The 19,426-nt window shown below is 45.3% G+C and carries 16 protein-coding genes; 15 read left to right on the plus strand and 1 reads right to left on the minus strand.

Features of this window, described 5'->3' with window-relative positions; translation table 11 throughout:
- Positions 1–21 precede the first annotated feature (21 nt).
- The 13 genes from ACLGGO_RS09310 to ACLGGO_RS09370 all read left to right on the plus strand — a co-directional run bounded on the left by ACLGGO_RS09310 (position 22) and on the right by ACLGGO_RS09370 (position 12,989).
- Complete coding sequence (locus ACLGGO_RS09310; protein WP_446419085.1) at positions 22–1,650, plus strand: TonB family protein; 1,629 nt, start codon at positions 22–24, stop codon at positions 1,648–1,650.
- 84 nt (positions 1,651–1,734) lie between these two features.
- Positions 1,735–2,796: an MORN repeat-containing protein gene (locus ACLGGO_RS09315; RefSeq protein ID WP_446419086.1), complete on the plus strand. Its 1,062-nt coding sequence runs from the start codon at positions 1,735–1,737 to the stop codon at positions 2,794–2,796.
- Positions 2,797–2,986: 190 nt separating this feature from the next.
- Positions 2,987–3,982 carry a FecCD family ABC transporter permease gene (locus ACLGGO_RS09320; protein WP_446419106.1) on the plus strand — a complete coding sequence of 332 codons (996 nt, stop codon included), beginning with the start codon at positions 2,987–2,989 and terminating at the stop codon, positions 3,980–3,982.
- Entirely contained in the window at positions 3,979–5,025 is a 1,047-nt protein-coding gene (locus ACLGGO_RS09325; protein WP_446419087.1) for a FecCD family ABC transporter permease, read from the plus strand. Before ACLGGO_RS09320 ends, ACLGGO_RS09325 begins: the two co-directional genes overlap by 4 nt.
- 17 nt (positions 5,026–5,042) lie before the next feature.
- A complete protein-coding gene (locus ACLGGO_RS09330; protein WP_446419088.1) occupies positions 5,043–5,828 on the plus strand; it encodes an ABC transporter ATP-binding protein in 786 nt (261 codons plus the stop codon).
- 123 nt (positions 5,829–5,951) lie between these two features.
- Positions 5,952–6,227, plus strand: coding sequence for a hypothetical protein (locus ACLGGO_RS09335; protein WP_446419089.1), 276 nt, complete (start codon positions 5,952–5,954; stop codon positions 6,225–6,227).
- A gap of 419 nt (positions 6,228–6,646) precedes the next feature.
- Positions 6,647–7,618, plus strand: a complete 972-nt coding sequence (locus tag ACLGGO_RS09340) for a DNA-methyltransferase (RefSeq protein WP_446419090.1) — start codon at positions 6,647–6,649, stop codon at positions 7,616–7,618.
- Positions 7,619–7,622: 4 nt separating this feature from the next.
- Positions 7,623–9,644 (plus strand): ATP-binding protein, encoded by a 2,022-nt coding sequence (locus tag ACLGGO_RS09345; RefSeq protein ID WP_446419091.1) that lies wholly within the window; start codon positions 7,623–7,625, stop codon positions 9,642–9,644.
- Positions 9,645–9,668: 24 nt separating this feature from the next.
- The gene (locus tag ACLGGO_RS09350) at positions 9,669–11,024 is read left to right on the plus strand and encodes a NurA domain-containing protein (RefSeq protein WP_446419092.1); all 1,356 of its coding nucleotides are present in this window, start codon (positions 9,669–9,671) and stop codon (positions 11,022–11,024) included.
- Between the two features lie 49 nt (positions 11,025–11,073).
- Complete coding sequence (locus tag ACLGGO_RS09355) at positions 11,074–11,310, plus strand: DUF433 domain-containing protein (RefSeq protein ID WP_446419093.1); 237 nt, start codon at positions 11,074–11,076, stop codon at positions 11,308–11,310.
- Positions 11,310–11,672, plus strand: a complete 363-nt coding sequence (locus ACLGGO_RS09360) for a DUF5615 family PIN-like protein (protein ID WP_446419094.1) — start codon at positions 11,310–11,312, stop codon at positions 11,670–11,672. Before ACLGGO_RS09355 ends, ACLGGO_RS09360 begins: the two co-directional genes overlap by 1 nt.
- A 15-nt stretch (positions 11,673–11,687) precedes the next feature.
- A complete protein-coding gene (locus ACLGGO_RS09365) occupies positions 11,688–11,906 on the plus strand; it encodes an iron chelate uptake ABC transporter family permease subunit (RefSeq protein WP_446419095.1) in 219 nt (72 codons plus the stop codon).
- A 465-nt stretch (positions 11,907–12,371) separates the two neighbouring features.
- The gene (locus ACLGGO_RS09370) at positions 12,372–12,989 is read left to right on the plus strand and encodes a Uma2 family endonuclease (RefSeq protein ID WP_446419096.1); all 618 of its coding nucleotides are present in this window, start codon (positions 12,372–12,374) and stop codon (positions 12,987–12,989) included.
- A 338-nt stretch (positions 12,990–13,327) separates the two neighbouring features.
- Here the strand turns inward: ACLGGO_RS09370 and ACLGGO_RS09375 are convergent, their stop codons facing one another.
- Positions 13,328–15,298 carry a hypothetical protein gene (locus tag ACLGGO_RS09375; protein ID WP_446419097.1) on the minus strand — a complete coding sequence of 657 codons (1,971 nt, stop codon included), beginning with the start codon at positions 15,296–15,298 and terminating at the stop codon, positions 13,328–13,330.
- A 276-nt stretch (positions 15,299–15,574) separates the two neighbouring features.
- Between ACLGGO_RS09375 and ACLGGO_RS09380 the strand changes: the two genes are divergently transcribed.
- Both ACLGGO_RS09380 and ACLGGO_RS09385 read left to right on the plus strand, forming a co-directional pair.
- On the plus strand, positions 15,575–18,916 hold the full coding sequence (locus ACLGGO_RS09380; RefSeq protein WP_446419098.1) for an alpha-mannosidase: 3,342 nt from the start codon (positions 15,575–15,577) through the stop codon (positions 18,914–18,916).
- 96 nt (positions 18,917–19,012) lie between these two features.
- Positions 19,013–19,333, plus strand: a complete 321-nt coding sequence (locus ACLGGO_RS09385) for a hypothetical protein (RefSeq protein ID WP_446419099.1) — start codon at positions 19,013–19,015, stop codon at positions 19,331–19,333.
- The last annotated feature ends 93 nt before the right edge of the window (positions 19,334–19,426 follow it).

The following is a 19,426-nucleotide window of genomic DNA, read 5'->3' on the forward strand; positions in this document are numbered from 1 at the left end:
ATCAGGGAAGGTGCGTAGCGTATGAGCATATCAAGCTTCTGTATAGAGCAGCACAAAAAGGAACAAGAGACTCTCAAAAAGTTTCTCGTCTATAGCTTCGCCGGGAGCGCGGTACTGCATATAGTGCTAGCCCTTGGCATAAGCTTGGCTTGGGAAACAAGACCAGAACTTGCCGAAGACCCCATTGAAATCATACTTGTGGAGGAACCCGAAGTACCTAAGGCAGAAGAACAACCTCTAAAAGAGACTCCAAAGCCAAAGCCAAAACCAAAGGCAGTTGAAACCCCAACTCCACCGCAACCGACAAAAACGCAGATACCAGAGCCAATTAAACCGCAGCAACGGGCGGAAGCTTTGCCTCAAAAACCCGTCAAGCAACCCGTACCCGCTATACCAGCAACACATCAAAGAGCCGTAACGCCATCTGCACCCACCTCAGTAGAGCCACCCACTGAACCCATAAGGGAACGCAGACCCGTTGTCACACCTCCCTCAGAACCGATTCGTGAACCCTCAGACCCGGCTCTATCACCACCTGAACCCGTAGCCATCAATAATTCAGCACCGCCACGCCCAGAGAACAATTCTCAACCGCTTCAGACTGACTCAGACGTAGAAAAACTTAGAGAACGCTTAAGCGAACCAACGACGACAGAATCAACAGCGCCCCCCAATGATGACGCCTCTGAAGCCAACCCCACATCCCCAGGTGCAGTGGCAACCAATCCCTCAGCTCCCCCACGACCCAGAGGAGTTTCTGGAATACTTTCTGATGCGTCAAAGATTACCGAAAACATTAGAGAGCGCTTGGGCGATAGTTTTTCCCCATCGACAGATTCTTTAAGTGATATTGCTAACCCTGGCTCACCAGGAGCAGTGGCGACCAATCCCTCAGCCCCCACACGACCAAGCAGTAGTTCCCAACCGCTTTCAGGTTCTTCTTCGGGTTCCCAACCATTCAGAGAAAGCTTGGGCGGTGGCAGTTCTGGCGAACGAGCTTCATCAAGTGAGGGCGACTCAATAGCTAATCCTGGAGTACCAGGAGAAGTGGCAACGAATTCCTCAGCTCCCCCACGACCCCCAGGCAACTCTGAGTCACTCCCTGTTTCCTCAGCAGAAGGTTGCACGGCTACAAGGAAGCCGGAATTTCCATCATCACTAGCCAATCAAGGCATCGAAGCGAGACCCGTTGTCGAATTAATCGTCGATGAAAAGGGCAAGGTAATCGAGTCGAAGCTTGTAGAACCCAGTTCTTATCCTGCTATTAATCAAGCTGCCCTTGAAACTGTAACAAGTGTGAGTTGTCCAGCACGAGGCAACCGCCGTCGAGTACGAATGGGAATTAGTTTTGCTCAGCCGGGAACTGACTTTCAACGGGAAGCCCATCAACGCGCCGAAAAGCTAGAAGAGGAACGTCGAGAACGAGAACAGCTAGAAGAGGAACGTCGAGAAAGAGAACAGCTAGAAGAGGAACGTCGAGAACGAGAACAGCTAGAAGAGGAACGTCGAGAAAGAGAACAGCTAGAAGAGGAACGTCGAGAAAGAGAACAGCTAGAAGAGGAACCTCAACAACCAGAGCCTCAAGAGCAACTCGAACCGGAACTCCAGGAACAGATGGAAGAAGTACCTCCTCCCGAACCTAAAGAGTAAGAATGTAACCCAATGCCAGAGGCAATTCCTAAAAATAACTCAACAGTTAGCCCAATCTATTTTAATAAAGGAGGTCTTTGTCTAATGCTTCGTACTATCGGGCGATTCGGAATAACGTTACTCATTGCCTCAAGCGTAGATATTGCCAGCCATGTTATCAATCCCGCGATCGCAGTAGCAGGTGTCGTGACCTTACCCGATGGGGGTCGCTGCGAAGGGGCAATGAGCAACGGTAACCTCAACGGTGAAGTCGTCTGTGAATACGCGAATGGCGATCGCTATGAAGGAAACTTTGTAGATGGTAACAAGAAAGGTCAAGGCATCTACACCTTTGCTGATGGCGGTCGTTATGAAGGTGAGTTTAGCAACGACCAACCCAATGGCAAAGGTGTCCGGGTGTACGAAAATGGCGATCGCTACGAAGGGGAGTTTAAGGATGGTCAGCCTAACGGTACGGGAACCTACATTAGCGCCGATGGCGGTCGCTATGAGGGACAGTTTACGGATGGTAATCCCAGCGGTACGGGAGCCTTTATTTTAACCAATGGCGATCGCTGTGAAGGGGAAATTCAAGACAGTAGTCTTAATGGGATGGGGGTGTGCGACTATGCGAATGGCAATCGCTATGAAGGTGAACTGAGTGATGGTAAGGCGAATGGTCAAGGAGTTTACACCTTCTCTGAGGGGGGGCGCTACGAAGGAACTGTTAGCAATGGTCAGTTCAATGGCAAAGGGGTTCGGGAATATCCCAATGGCAATCGCTACAAAGGGGAATTTAGTAACGGCAAACCCGAGGGTCAAGGGGTGTACGTTTTCGCTAATGGAAACCGCTACGAAGGTCAATTCAGTAACGGTCAATTTAACGGCGAAGGTGTTTTCACCGACGCCAATGATAATCGTTACGAAGGACAGTTTAGTAACGGTAAGTTCAACGGCACTGGAATTTATACGTTTGCTAATGGTGATCGCTGCGAAGGACAGTTCAGTGAGGGTCAGTTAAACGGCAAAGCTGTCTGTAACTATGCCAGTGGGGATAGCTTTGAAGGAGAATTCCGCAATGGACAAAGGCAGGGGGAAGGTGTCTATATTTTTGCTGACGGAACCCGTGTGGAGGGAATGTGGGAAAATGGGGAGATTCAAAATTAGTTTTCTTTTTAAGGGAATGGGGAATGGGGAATAGGTGATAGAAAGGTATGAATTCATAATTCATAACTTAAAACTCTCTAAGACTTAGAACCTAAAATCTAAACCCTTTCTAGTTGAAATGGCAATAATTGTTGATTGAAGGAAGAAGCGATTGGCAAGTGAGAGTGCTACGGTAAGAGGGAAAAGTAGGGTGCGATCGCGCCTTTTACTCCCCGTTGGTTTGTCACTGAGTCTGTTGATTCTGCTAGTCAGCTTGGTGGCAAGCATTACCTATGGTGCCGCCGATATTTCCTTCGATACTGTTTATGCCGCTTTAACCAACTTTGATGGCTCTACCGATCACCTGATTATCCGCACAGTCAGATTGCCGCGATCGCTGATTGCCATGCTAGTGGGTGCAGCCCTTGCGGTGGCAGGTGCCCTGATGCAGGGATTAACTCGCAACCCTTTAGCGTCCCCCGGAATCCTGGGCATTAATGCAGGTGCGGCAATAGCAGTTGTCATTGCTGTTTTCCTCTTCGGCTCGTCTTCCCTGAGTGTCTATGCCTGGTGTGCCTTTGGGGGGGCAGGTGTTACGGCAATCACCGTCTATTTTCTGGGATCTCTGGGTCGAGGGGGACTGACTCCACTCAACCTGACGATTGCGGGTGCGGCATTGACAGCCTTACTGTCCTCACTCACAACTGCCATCCTCATCCTTAGTCAACAAACCCTCGATGAAATCCGCTTCTGGTTAGCTGGATCGGTGGCGGGTCGGGATTTCACGTTGTTCTTACAAGTGCTGCCTTACATCGGCATTGGATTAGCGATCGCGTTTGCCTTAGGGAAACAAATGACCACCCTAACCCTTGGTGACGATGTTGCTAAAAGCTTGGGTCAACAAACCGCATGGGTGAAACTAACCGCCGCCGTGAGTGTGGTTTTGCTGGCAGGGAGCGCTGTCGCGGCGGCTGGTCCGATTGGATTTATTGGTCTGATTGTTCCCCACATCGTCCGCTTCTTAGTGGGCGTTGATTATCGCTGGATTCTGCCTTATTCTGCCATTTTTGGTGCCATCTTACTCTTGGTCGCCGATATCACTGCCAGGGTGTTGATTAGTCCTCAAGAACTGCCCGTGGGTGTCATGACTGCTCTAGTGGGCGCTCCGTTCTTCATCTATCTAGCGCGGTTCAAGGTGAGACGATGAGAAAAAGCTGGCTGATTATTCGTCCCCGACTATTGCCTATATCGTTCCGTATAGAACGGCGAGTGCCAACCGTACTACTCGTATTGGTTTTGGTTACTCTCGCGGCGATCGTTATCAATGTGGGACAGGGGGAATATCCCATCCCACCATTGGCTGTTTTAAAAACGATTGTGGGGTTGCCGACGGCTAACCCCGACTATGCCTTTATTGTAAATGTGCTGCGGTTGCCCAGAACGTTGGTCGCCTTTGGGGTGGGAGTAGGATTAGCCATCTCTGGGACGATTCTGCAAGGACTGACACGCAATCCCTTAGCCGATCCCGGCATCATTGGGGTGAATGCGGGTGCGAGTTTAGCTGCTGTCAGTTTAATCGTTTTATTTCCAGATGTGCCGCTGTTTGCCCTACCTTTGTCTGCCTTTGCTGGGGCGTTGGTTGTTGCCATCTTTATCTACCTTCTGGCTTGGGATAAGGGCAGTTCTCCCATCCGGTTAATTCTCGTCGGTGTCGGAATAGCCGCTATCCTAGGGGCTTTGACGAATTTAATGGTCACATTGGGGGAAATTAATAGTGCCAGTCAGGCATTGGTTTGGCTGGCGGGAAGTGTCTACGGACGGGGTTGGCAGCATGTCGGGGCATTATTCCCCTGGCTGGCGGTGTTTGTACCCCTGTCGTTGGCGCTTTCGATGCCACTGAATACCCTCTCCCTCGGAGATGACCTTGCCAGAGGACTGGGGGCGCGAGTGGAATGGCAGCGGGGTTTGCTATTGCTAATGAGTGCGGCAATGGCGGGCGCGGCTGTGGCTGTGGCGGGTACGATTGGCTTTGTGGGATTGATGGCACCGCACTTGGGGCGTCAGTTGGTTGGACCCAACCACGAAGGGTTAATGCCAACAGCAGCACTGATGGGTGGACTAATTATTGTGCTGGCTGATTGGTTGGCACGGGTACTCTTTGCGCCCATCGAGTTGCCCTGTGGTGCGATTACCGCCGCTGTCGGTGCCCCTTATTTTCTCTATCTGCTGGTTCGCAACCGCAAGCGATGACCCTATCTATTCATAAAATGAGCTTATTGTCAACTCGCCGACTTTCTCTGGCGTATGATGGAACACCTGTGATCACGAACCTCGACCTGGCAATTCCTGTCGGGAAGATTACGGCTTTGGTTGGACCCAACGGCTGTGGCAAATCAACACTGTTGCGGGGACTGGCGAGGTTGCTCAAGCCTAGTGCAGGTACAGTTTACCTAGACGGGACTGATATTTTCCAGCGTTCAACAAAAGCTGTAGCGAAGCGACTGGGAATTCTCCCCCAAAGTCCAGTAGCTCCGGAGGGGTTGACGGTTCGAGATTTGGTCGCTCAGGGTCGTTACCCTTACCAAAACTGGTTGCAGCAATGGTCAAAAGACGATGAAATCCTGGTGGAGAAGGCGCTTTTCATTACAGGGATAACCCCACTAGCAGACCGAGTACTGGACACGCTTTCTGGTGGACAACGGCAACGAGCTTGGATTGCTATGGCACTCGCTCAGGATACGGAGATTCTGCTATTGGATGAACCAACAACGTTCTTAGACTTGGCGCATCAAGTCGAGGTATTGGATTTGCTGTATGAGTTGAACCAGAGCGAAGGGCGGACGATTGTTATGGTACTGCATGACCTGAATCAGGCGTGTCGCTACGCCGACCATCTGGTTGCCGTGCGGCAGGGTCAAGTTTATACACAAGGAGAGCCAATGCAAGTTGTGACGGAGGCGATGGTGCGTGAAGTGTTTGGTTTGGACTGTCGGATTGTGCCTGACCCGGTAGCGGGGACGCCGATGTGTGTACCAATGGGTCGCTGGGTGTAAGTAGGTGGACACAATATAGCACTACGAGGTACGGAAAGGACATCAGTTAGTCCAAGAGGGAACAGGGAATAGGGAACAGAGAACAGTAAAGAATGTCCTAACCTGTCTTAGTACCGCTATATATTGGGGCAATTTGTTCCCGGCGTTCCCCAGTTACGCCTATTTACGAATAATGCCATGGCGGTGCAAATTTTAAGCCAAATTGGTTTACAAAATGCCTGGATTGGGGAATTTGATCGCTTTGGATTTAATACAGTATGGGTGGAAGCTTTACCGACTGTCGATAAAGCGAATTCCTCTATATTGCTGAAACCAAAAATACGCATTTTAAACAGTTACAGAAAAATCCAGTTTGGCAGAACTTGCAGTTTGTGCAAGAGAATCGCCTGTATCCCATAGGAGAAGATACTTGGGTATTTGGGAGTCCTTTGTCAGCCCAGGTACTGGTTGAAAACGTGGTTAGCGCTTTTTGATTGTGTAGGGGCGGGTTTGACAATTATCCTTTTTTGAGACCCTGATTTGACTGGGAGGATGTCACCTTTGTAGGTTAGTCCCTTGGAACGTAGACGAAGCCTTCTCGTACTCCGTAGGAGAACCCGAAGGGTAGAGTAACCCAACTCTCAGATTAGCCTGTAGGGTTTAGGTATGGCACAGTAGACGATAGCAGGTGACGATAATACCGTTAGTCTACGTCCGAACCGCTTTAGCGGTTGCTATACAAAGTTTTAAAGAGCGTGCTACAATTGACTTTGCCGTGCAGCTCATTTAAACTACCTAATTTGCTATAACCAATCTAGGAGAGCCGTAAAAAAACTGTAGTGCCATTAGCTCAAAGGACTCAATCAGGTCGATACTATATTGGAAAAGTGGAAAAGGTACTTAACAACCCTTCATTCCAACAACTAAGGGGACAAGTTAATTTAATTTTAACTTCTCCTCCCTTTCCCCTTAACAGCAAAAAAAGCTATGGCAATATGCTTGGAGATGAATATCTGGAGTGGTTTACTTGTTTAGCACCCTTATTTGCTGAAATGTTAGCAGATGACGGTTCGATTGTGATCGAACTAGGTAATAGTTGGGAGCCATCCCGCCCTGTTCAATCTTTGCTACCTCTGCAATCACTTTTAAATTTCGTATCTCATAAAGAAGCTAATCTTCGGCTTATCCAAGAGTTCGTTTGTTACAATCCATCTCGTCTTCCCTCTCCAGCAAGATGGGTTACAGTTAAACGTATCAGAGCTGTAGACAGCTACACGCGATTGTGGTGGATTGCTAAAAGTGATGAGCCAAAAGCCGATAATTTTAAAGTGCTGCGACCCTACAGCGATCGCATGAAGTATTTAATATCTACTGGACGATATAATGCTGGTAAAAGACCCTCTGAGCATAAAATCGGTGAAACCAGCTTTCTTAAAGACTGTGGTGGTTCTATTGCTCACAATTTATTTGAGCTTGAGGATATGGATGCTCAACGAAAAGTTCGTTTACCTAATATTTATAATGCTTTCTCTTTTTCAAATAGCAATTCTAATGATTTTTTCTCTCGAACTTGTAAGAAAAAAGGAATTACCCCTCATCCGGCTCGGATGCCTATGGGTCTAGCCGCTTTTTTTATTGAATTTCTTACTGAACCCAGTGATTTAGTTTTAGATCCATTCGCCGGAAGTAATACAACTGGATACGCTGCTGCAAGGCTTAATCGTCGATGGTTGGCAATAGACGCAGAAGAAAAATATGTAGAACAATCGAGAATTCGTTTTAAAGACCCTGCTCTAAAACAGACAATATAAAACTATGGGTATTAGCACACAACTAACACAGATAAACTTATTCAAAAGAAATAAGAGGAGTCAAGAATGGGAAACTGGACACTTTGTCGGTCGTCCATTCAGATTAAGCTATGCAAAGGCGGAAATCTTGGTAGCGGATGCGTGGAAGCAAAGAGCTAAAGGTATTCCTCAAGGTTGCTTTTTGCTTGCTTACTACGACAATAAATTTGATGCTTCAGCTAATTCTGAAGCTATTCTACTTCGTGTTCTTCAACCGACTAAATTACCGACCGACCAAGAAGTAATTAGTAGTATGGTTGAGTATTACAAAGATGATATCGACACACGGACAGGAGAGATAAAAAGTTCTCAGCTAGATAGCTATACTCGATACGAATTCTCTTTTAGTGGGTTAGAGTGTTCTGTGCTAGGTTCTTTTTATGTTGACAGAGATGGCCAGACTCGTTTTGGTGCAGATTTAGAAAACTTCTACAGCGCACACAACTATTCCGTAATTAAACCTTCTGCCGATATTTTAAAAGCCATTGTCAATTACCGAGAGAACAGTACACCTGGAGGTACTGGAGACATCAAGATTGGCAAAGTTCGTTACAGTTCTAGCCGACGCTTTCAGCAAGAAGAAGATGATGTTTCAGTTTTTGTGCAAGCCCCTGATTTTGCTGGAAAGCGAACTGCTCTTTTCGGAATGACTCGGACAGGTAAATCTAATACTCTTAAAAAAATCATTCAAGCTTGTACTGAAATGAGCAGTAATGCTCCGCTGAAACTTGATGAAGATCGCGAGTCTTCAGAAGAAGTTCTCAAACCTTTGACTGACAACAACAATCCCAAATATCCTATTGGACAAATAATATTTGATATCAATGGAGAGTATGCTAATCCCAACCTCCAAGATAGAGGGACTGCAATTTTTGACTTGTATCAAGCAATAACGGTTCGATACTCAACCGTTGCTAAGCCTGGTTTCTTGGAAATGAAAGTTAATTTTTTCTTGGAAATTGAGAGTGGCTTTGAGTTAATTAAATCTTATCCAACGATCCAAGATGACAATACTCGATTTGTAACAAATTTTAAATCAGTGGATTTAAGTCAACCTGAAGATTATCAAACTAACCGATCGGCATCTACACGGCATGATCGACGGGTGGCAGTTTATCTTTGTTGTTTACACAAAGCAGGGTTTAAAGCTTCACAGGATTTTCGAGTCAGGTTTACGGCTAATCGTGATGTTCGTAGTGCTGTTCAACCCAATGTTGATCCAAGCAGAGGAATGACTCTCGAAGATGCTGCAAATTGGTGGGAAAACCTTTGGCATATATATGACGAGAATCCTGTTTTCCAAAATTATAGGCAAAACAATGGACGTGAATGGGCTGATGACGATCTTAAGTCTCTTCTAGCAATGTTGACCAGAAGAAGCACTCCAAAAGGAGCCATGCACAATGGTTATAGAGTGCTTAAGCCTGTTATAGATCAACATACTAGCACCTCTCAGTTGCCTTATGATCAAGACATCCTAGAGAGACTCAGACAAGGCAAGATTGTCATTGTGGACTTATCTTTGGGCGATCCTAAAATTCAAGCTATGTTCAGCGAAAGAATCTGTAGGCGAATTTTTGCTGATGCAGTAAACCGTTTTACTAGCACTAAACCAAATAATTTTGTTCAATTTTATTTTGAAGAAGCACATAACCTTTTTCCCAAGAAAGATGACAAAGATTTGTCACAAATATATAATCGCCTAGCTAAAGAAGGAGCAAAATTACACTTAGGATTAGTATATGCAACTCAAGAAGTAAGCTCTGTTAGTAGTAACATACTTAAAGCAACTCAAAACTGGTTTATTTCACATTTAAATAATGAAGACGAAATCAAAGAACTAAGGAAATATTACGACTTTAGCGACTTTACAGAAGGTTTAATTCGATTTAGCCAAGATACAGATAAAGGTTTTGTCCGGATGAAAGCATATAGTAATGCCTTTGTAATTCCAGTTCAAATAGATAGATTTCCTCCTGAAGATTAATGTTTGCCGGAGTAGCTTTTAGTTATGGGATATCAAAGCCGAAATAATCGTCGTCCGTTTGAATCTGCTAGTAAAGCTTCACATCGTTACATAATTAACGATTCAGAGGTAAAAGCTCTAATGAAGCGGATACATGAACCGCCAAGTCCAGAAGATGTTCCAATAGAAAATGTGAGTGTAGATGTTGACTCCGATCCCTATAATCCAGTAGAAGCAATTATTGCGGTAGATGGTGGATATACAGAAGCTATAATTAATCAAGATTTTCCTTCACGCACTATACACTTTTTGCAATTTGGCGCACTATGTTTTAGCTTAGAAGACCTTGCTGAAGTAGATGCTAGTGCTTTCATTGCACCAGAGGATATGTCTAAGCTGAAAAGGATTCAAAGGTTAAAACTTGCTCTACCTACTAGAAATGTATGTTTTAAGGATGCAAGTACGTTAAAGGAAAGTGTTTTAAAAGCTATCTTTGAGTTTTTTAGTAAAAACACCCTAGATGAAAATCAAAGCCTCATAGATACTCTAGCTTGGTTCATTTTTAGACGTTACAAGTTGAATAAGAAGACGGAAGAGCAAAAGCATTGGAATTTAGCGACTAATCCCCTCACTTTAGAAGGAAAGAATGTTGTTCTTCGAGAGCAAGATATGGATAGTAACTACACATTTCCTTGTCCAGAAACCGGAGGCAGGATTTATTTAACTGATATCTTCCGTCTTCACGAAGTCATTGATGAAGAAACAGGTGCAGCAGGAATACTAGGATATTTAGTTAATACCGTCGAGCATCTAATCATAATCCATATCATACGACAGTTGATCAATGTGCAACCAGATAAACTAAAGCAAGTTTTCTTCATTAAAGATGGCTCAACTGGATTCTTCGGACAAACGGCATTACTTCACGACCCAATGAAAGACCTAGTGAATTGGCTTTTAGACAAATATAATATCTTGTTGGCAGGTTTAGAAAAGAGTGGAGCTTTTGTTGACCATGCTCAAGCGATTCAGAAAAAACTGGAACCCGGACAAGCACTAATTTTGACTGATGACTATATCTATCGTTACATCCTGCCTGGTTCTGGAGATCCTAATCGACCTTATGCTTCTACTAGCAATTATGGACACAAGGTTATTTTCAAGACTAAAGAGGGACAAATGTACGTTGTTTCAGTTCCAGCGCGTGAACTAAAAAAGAATCCTACTGAAGCTGATTTACCTAACTTGCAGGTTATACTTAAGAATGTAGAAGCCTTACGTTGCGATATGTATGATTCGGCTCTCTTCCCAGTAGCACTGGTCAATAAGCTAGTCAGCCTTTCTGCTCATCCTAGCCAACGCATTCTCCAAAAATTTGCCAGTCAGTCTGTTTCTAGGTAAACTCTTAAAGAAGATTTACAGTACAGAAATAGATATTTTTTTAGGAAAAATGAATAATTGGCAAGAACAAATTGAAATCAACCCTAATGTCTGTCATGGTAAACCTTGTATTAAAGGAACCCGCATTATGGTTTCAGTCATCCTGGATAATCTGGCAGAAGGATTGACATTGGCAGAGATTGTTGAAGACTATCCACCGTTGACGGTAGAAAACGTGCGCTCTGCGATCGCTTATGCTGCCGCATTGGTGAGAGAAGAAGAGCTGTTACCTTTGCGACAAGGATAATGTTAGTAAAATTAGACGAAAATCTTAGTATTACCCATGCAAGGTTTCTGCGAGATCAAGGTTACGATTGCGATCGAGTTACTGATGAAGGATTGTCCGGTGAAGATGACGAGGTTGTATGGCAACAAGCTTGTGCTGAAGGACGCTTTTTTATTACTCTAGACTTAGATTTTTCGGACGTCCGACGTTTTCCACCAGGAACTCATCCAGGAATTTTACTGTTGCGTTCTCGTCGTGGAAGTCGTCAGGCGGTGCTTGATGTTTTGGCTCGGGTTGTGCGGGAATATCCACTCACGACTTTGGCGGGTTGCCTGGTGGTTGCGGATGAAGCACAAACCCGAATTCGTCGTCCAGCTATTTGATAGTAATAGTTGAGATTGAATCGGGCAATCTTCGCCTCCAGTACGCTGACGTGCTACCACAGACTCCGAATTTTTAGCTGTGTCACGCCAAAGCTAGTTGATGTCTGTCACCCCTTCAGAGCAGATAGTCTAGGGAGGATTATCCTTGCACCTAGAGAGATGCCTTCGGGACTGGTTACGGCGTTAATTGGCGCTCCCTATTTCCTGTGGTTGCTTTATCGCAATCAAAAGTAAAATTTTAGGGAAGAGAGAAAATTTTTGAGAATCCCAGGACTATGCTTTGGGTAACTGCATAGGTTCCCAGACTTCAGAGATATAAAGGATTATGCTCCTTCCTACATAGTCCCCTCAGGCAATATCTGAGGTTTTTTTTTGACTTTTCACCTTTTTTTCACAATTGTTCGATACCTTTAATCATAGTTGTTACCCTGATGTGGAAGTGATTACCCACCCCCAACTAAAATGGCGGGGGTATTTTTTTTTGCGTTCACGAGTTTTTCACTTTGTTTGCATAATCTAGAGACATCATCGAGTTCGACAAGGATGGAAGGCTCTTTTGTAGCCGATTTCCCCCAGTTCCCTTACTGGGGGTTTTTTCAATCAATCTATGGGACAACCAGGCAGACGGTTAACCTAATCTCGGATAACCCTGATACACTATACTTTAGCCAAGTACGAGTACCAGCGACAGTAAGTACTATGGTTCAAGCCCAGTCTCAACCTTTGACCTTTGAAGAATATTTAGACCTATATCCTGAAGACGGCGGCATTTACGAACTGATCAACGGAGAAATTATTGCAGTGAACCCTAGGGGTGATCATGAAGAAGTTATCGCCTTCATTGTTGCCGAACTAAATTTCGAGATACGCCGTCAGCAGCGCCCTTATTTTTTACCCAGAACCTGCACCATCAAACCCAAAACCCTCTACATGGGCTATAAACCTGATATTGTCGTGCTGGATCGAAGGGCTATTCCAGAAGAACCCCTCTGGAAACCAGCCTCTACGATTACCCAAGGTTCATCCGTACCATTAGTTATTGAAGTCGTGAGTACCAATTGGCGCGATGACTATGGTCATAAATTAACCGACTACGAAGCCTTAACCATCCAAGAATACTGGATTGTTGACTATCTTGGCTTAGGAGGGCGTCGCCATATTGGTTTTCCCAAGCAGCCAACGTTGACGGTATGCGAACTGATTGATGATGAATATCAAATTCGCCAATTTCGAGGCGATGACAAAATTATCTCAAAAACGTTTCCGGAATTGACTTTAACCGCCGCAACAATTTTTGCCCCAGGGAGAACCCTATAATCCCAATAAGTAGGTGGATACAATTAAAGTTAACGGTTGAGATTAGGGAACTCTTAACAGGGAACAGTAAGGGTTTGAGGGCGATTTACTTGCACTTAATTAGCGTGCCGTTTTATGCCAGTCCGACTACTTACTGCAAGGAAGGCATTGCCGTGCCCCTACGATAACCCAGAATTCAATGGCACGCTCAGATGAGGCTGGTGGGCAATGCCCACCCTACGGTATATCAAGGGTTTTGGCGATCCTCAAATGCACGCTTTTCAGTGCCATTGAACCCAGGGATAATTGATTGGGTAGGGACACGATACTATCGTACCCTGATAGCTGTGGTGTCTTGTTCATCCTTTATTTTTAACGACAAGCCGTCGCACCCATCGCCAAGCTTTAATTGTTACCTCCTCCAGCCAAAGCATACCCACATCCAACCATTCCATGATTTCCTCTAAGGGGTGTTTAACATACCCTGTGGGAATTGCTTGAGTTTCAATCCAGTCGGGTGCTGGTTCGATATCACTCGTTGAGGAATGGTGAATGGGTTGTTCTGGAATGTTTTGAGTGTTGAGTGTTAGAGAGGTTGAATGGGTTAATAGAGTAGGAGAATTTGTAGGAGTTTGCTCTAAGAACGTAGCCGGAGATACCTTGACAAATACTCGATTTTGTGAATTATTCGATAATCCCGTGATTAATGAATTTTGTAATGGAACTGGATAGAAAAGTGGGCTTGTCGGGTTAACCGTTTGCCTCTGGAGTTTTCGATCCGTTACAGTCAGTTTTCTTGGTTTTTTGGAGAAACTTAAACGCTGGAGAATAGCACCAATGGAGTTTTGCCAGATGGCAGTTTTTTTGAGTGTAAACCCTGGGGGAAGTGAGGTTGGGTTGGGTTGCGGTTTTCCCTTCAGCCAAATGGAATCAGTGACAAAAGGATTCGGTGTGGAAGTGGGTTCTGGATCGCCAAATAAATCATCCCAGGTTAACCACGGATCGGGTTCATTCGTATAGGAGAATGCTGTCCCCGGAAGGGTTACGGAAGCGGTTGAGTTAATGAATCGTTGGTTAATATCCTCGGTGGGGTTAATCGAGGTTGCTTCTTGTTGGCGGAATCGGTGAGAACTACCCTGACCAAAAAAGTAGTCGATCGCGGCGTAAATTAATCCTACCAGCCAAAAGGGGTGAGATTCTGATGTCTCGGTTGGATTAGCTGGCTCTCGATAGGTGATGAATGAGGTTTTGAAGGTTTGCAGTAAAGTTTGGCTACGTTGACGGAGTGCGATCGCGACGTGATTGGATCTTTGTAAAGGGTGCGATTCCCATTGGGCAATAGTATCATCGATCGCGGCTAATGTTCCCCCCGGTGCAAATTGTTTCAGCCAGGAATAGGCAAGGTTTTGGGGGCTCTTGGCGCCAGATGCGGGTTCTGAGAAGGTAGACTCACCAAAGAGATTAATCGCGATCGCAACGGGACTGGTTTGTACCCATGCCATGAGTTGCCAGAATAGTCTTAAGGGGAGAAACAGAGAGGGTTTAGCCAAGTGACTGAGTTGGCGTTGCACCCCAGAAGTCTTTAAATTATCAACTAAACGCCACTGACGATAAAGGTTAGCCAGTTCCCAGCTTATTTTAGCGGCTAATTTTTGCTGTTGTTCTGGGGTGAGGATATCCAGAATTTCATTAGCGACGGAAACGAGAACTAGAGTTCGGGTGGAGAGGAGGGTGGCTACGCCTTGAATTTCTACCCGTGAGGATGTGGAAATATTCTGATTCGGGGATGAGGTATCGGTTATTTTATTAAGGTCTATTCTAATAAGCCTTGGCGAATGGAATTCGCAGCCAGACAAACCCAGTCCGCCGACGCTTCGGTAAGCTTCGTTAACGCGGACTGGCGGAACAAGGATTTGGGAACCCGCGAAGGCGGGTTTCGTTTGTGTAGCTGCGGTTTTAACCGCCCTATTGAGAATGGTGCAAGATGTGAGTTGTGACTGAGATGGTTCAGGTAGAAGTAAAGTTTCAACTTGCTTGAGAACCTGTTGAATCGGGGTATCAACAGCAGGCGGTTGTTCTGGGGGTTGGGTTTGGGTTAAAGCTTTTAATCGAGTCCATCCCGCTTTTGCTTCTGCCGGAAGTTGCCGAACAGCCGTGAGACTGCCTTGGACAACCATATATATAGGATAGAGGAGAATCTGTGTTCCCCAAACTGCCGCTACTTTCAGATGTCGGATTGCCCGTTCACCGCGATCGATGAATCGGCGAGAATGATGATTGATAAGATTGAACAATCGGCTGCGATAGCGACCTGGGGTAGAAGCAGACATAGTGATGCAAGCAGAAGCAGCGATGACTCATTTATTATTTCATACTGTGACATGCACCCGGGGACAAGATACCCAGAAACTTAATCATCAGCCCAGAGTTCAAACTCCGGGCTAAGAGCTACTGTCCATTAAAATGGACTAAAATTCTTATCCAGTCGTCTAAAGACGAATGCAAGCTTTTGGTTCCTTGGGTTTAAACCCAAGGCTGATTAATGCGACTTTGTTATTTAAAACTTTCTTGATCCTAATTGCTAGTTACTTTTATCATTCCTTACCATGTCTCCATTAACATCCCTGTCTGAATCTATCGCTAAACTTCGCGCCTTAACTCAGATGAATGTGCAGACTAATTGGAAATTGTGGTCTGAAGATCTGCCTCTGGAGGAGATAAGTAACCCTATTTTGGTAAACGGCTTAAGTGTTGAACTCAATGATAAGGGTTATATTATCTGGTCAGCGGGACGTCAAGTTATTTGGTTGGGTCAACAATTTATCATTCCCCAGGATTTACAAGGTTATCCTTTAGCTGGATTAACCTTACGACTAGCGCTGACATGGTGGGCGGAAGATGCCAAGATTTTTGTGAATGGTGAGTTAGTCCAAGAAGGAGACTTATTTGATTCTTCAGATAGAGTCCTCCTAAGTTCAGCCGTTAGTCCTGGGGAAACTATTACCGTCATGTTGCGGTTAGTGAGTCCGGGTCATGATATTGGCGGCTTAATGCGGTCTTTCTGTATTTATGAATCAACGCATTCCATTGATCCTGGATTTGTTGCTGATGAATTAACCGTATTGCGGAACTATTTAGAAGCCTTTGCACCAGAAAAATTAGAAACACTGGCTGATGCTGTGGCTGAGATTGACTGGCAGAGGGTATCCCATGCCGATCAGTTTACGCGATCGCTAACCCAATTGCGCCAAACTCTGCTATCCAAAAATATAACCCCTAACGCTACATTTCACCTACTTGGTCATGCCCATTTAGATATGGCTTGGTTATGGTCTACTCAAGAAACCTGGGATGTTGCAGTGCGAACCTTTGAATCGGTTCTCAGTTTACAGCAAGACTTTCCTAATTTAACCTATTGTCATACTACACCCGCCCTTTATGCCTGGGTAGAACAGAATCGTCCCGACTTATTGACCAGAATACAACAACAAGTGATGGCAGGTCGCTGGGAAATTCTTGGGGGGATGTGGGTTGAACCAGAATTAAATTTAATTGACGGTGAATCCATTGTCCGGCAAATTCTTTATGGTCAGCGTTATACCCAAGAAAAATTCGGTCTAATTAGTCAAATTGCCTGGGTTACGGATAGTTTTGGCTTTAATTGGCAGTTACCTCAATTTCTTAAACAAGGGGGAATCAACTATTTTGTTACCCAAAAGCTGCATTGGAATGACACCACTCAATTCCCCTATCACCTCTTTTGGTGGCAATCACCGGATGGGACTAAAATTCTCAGTTTAATGTCGCCGCCTAATATTACCGGAGTCATGGATACCAATCCAATTACCATGACAAATTATGGGATTAATTGGCAAAAGCAAACAAAGATTAAGGATGTATTTTGGTTACCTGGTGTAGGCGATCATGGCGGTGGTCCCACCCGCGATATGTTAGAAGTGGCACAGCGTTGGCAACAGTCTCCCTTCTTCCCCAATTTAGAATTTACCACCGCGTTGAAGTATTTGCAGAATCTTGAGAATCAGTTAGAAGAGATGGGAGATAGGGAAAATAGGGAAGATATGAGAGATAGAGGAGATGAGGGCGGGTTTAGTCACATCAGGGTAACAAATAACGATAGTAGTGAAACCCGCCCCTACAAATTACCCATTCCTAATCCAATTTGGAATAACGAACTCTATCTAGAACTCCATCGCGGCTGCTATACCACCCACGCTGATCAAAAACGTTGGAATCGTCGCTGTGAAGGATTACTTTACCAAGCCGAACTCTTTGCCTCTCTCGCCACCCTAATCACTCAAAAAAACTATCCTCAATCTCAACTAGAAACCGCATGGAAAAACGTTCTCTTTAATCAATTTCACGATATCTTACCCGGAACCTCCATTCCCGAAGTCTTCATTGAAGCTAACCAAGCATGGCAAAACGTCGAGACAGTAACCCAAGACATTATAGCCGAATCCCTAAGTGCGATCGCGTCCCAAATCACCCTCCCCTCACCCCCCCACCCCAACGCCCAACCCCTAATCATTTTCAACCCCCTCAACTGGCAACATTCAGAACTCATTACTATCTCCCTCTGCGCCCCTCTGCGCGAACCTCTGCGAACCTCTGCGTTGGAAAAACAGTTCCCAATCACCAACAATCAAACCTGGCAACTATACGATAGTGACGGCGAAAAAATCCCCAGCCAAACCTTAGTCAGGGCGAGTTTTGAACAAAATTTATCATCAATAGCCAAACAAGAATCCCTAAACCAGCCCCGACAAACCCATCTGCTATTTCAGGCTAAAGACATCCCCGCAATCGGCTATAAAATAGTCTGGATTTGTCCCACTGATACTCCCCCAGAAAACGATAACCCCAATCCCAATAAAGAATTTATCCTCGAAAATGAATACCTGCGAGTTATCGTCGATCCAAATACTGGCGACTTAAGCAGCATCTTTGATAAACAAAACCAGCGAGAAATATTAAGCGGTGCAGGGAATCAACTGCAAGCCTTTGAAGACAAAGATCAATATTGGGACGCCTGGAATATTGACCCCAATTACCATCAGCATCCCTTACCACCAACCCAACTGCAATCGATTCAATGGCTAGAACAAGGAAATCTGCGATCGCGTCTTCAAGTTATTCGCCAATTAGGACAATCCCAGTTTTGCCAAGACTACATCCTGACATCAGATTCACCCATACTTAAAATAGCCACAACCGTAGATTGGCAGGAACGCCAGGTATTAGTCAAAGCCGCATTCCCCTTAAACCTAGAAGCCGACTACGCCACGTATGAGATTCCCTGCGGCGCAATCCAACGCCCCACCAAACCCCAAACCCCCGCAGAACAAGCCAAATGGGAGGTTCCAGCATTGCGTTGGGCGGATTTGGGTGATGAAACTTATGGCGTGAGTCTACTCAATGATTGTAAATACGGCTATGACGCCCAACCCTCTCAACTCCGATTAACTTTACTCAAAAGTCCAATGTGGCCCCATCCCGATGCCGATCGCGGAATTCACCACTTCACTTACGCCATTTATCCTCATTCGGACACTTGGCAAGCCGCGAGAACCGTTCAGCGAGGGTATGAGTTAAATTTCCCCCTGCAAGTCGTCAGGCTGGAATATACGGCGACAGAGGGGGTTAAGTCGTTGCCCCCTGGGGGTTCCTTGCTGGAGTTATCGGCGGAAAATTTGGTGGTAATTGCGTTTAAGCGATCGCAAGATAATCCACAACGGTGGATTCTGCGGTGTTATGAATGTCAGGGAGAGGAAGCGGAATTCTTGTTAAATAGTGATTTAGGGTTGGCGATAGATGCTTCCGTGGATTTGTTAGAACGTCCTGTGGATCAGTCTCCCGAGTCCCCGACGCTGCAAGCCTTGAGGATAGCACCTTGGCAGATTCGGAGTTACGCGATCGTTCAAACTTAAATGGGAGTTGAATTAAAATAAACTCATACAGAGTTGCGCTCAAACGTAGTAGATAAGGGGAGCAGGGGACGAGAAAGTTATCTCTTTGAATGCAACTTGGTATCAAACTCTTATCCAGTCGTCTTTAGACGACTTCAGCTTTTAGCCTTGGGTTTTAACCCAAGGCGGTTGGTGAGACTGAGCCAGCCATGCCAGAATCTACGCTTCATCCTCAGTTTAAGGCAAGAAAGCGCAAGCCTCTACAACAATCGTTATTATTGCCCAGAACGTAACAACAAAAGACAGATTAATCCTCTGTATCCTTCTCAACTGCTGGATTCGGAGAAACGATTAGCCGTCTACGCCCAAATTGTTGGAGTTAAGGGGAATCAATGTATAGGAGGCTACGGCAGACAGAACCTGGGTTTCCCAACCTAATGTAGCAACTCCTATCTTGAGAAAAACTTCATCAACTCTTTACATTATCGCGGCATTATTTTAATAAAAGATAATAAGATGTTACAAAAGAAG

Source organism: Coleofasciculus sp., assembly GCF_046565525.1.
In the GTDB taxonomy this organism is placed as follows: domain Bacteria; phylum Cyanobacteriota; class Cyanobacteriia; order Cyanobacteriales; family Coleofasciculaceae; genus Coleofasciculus.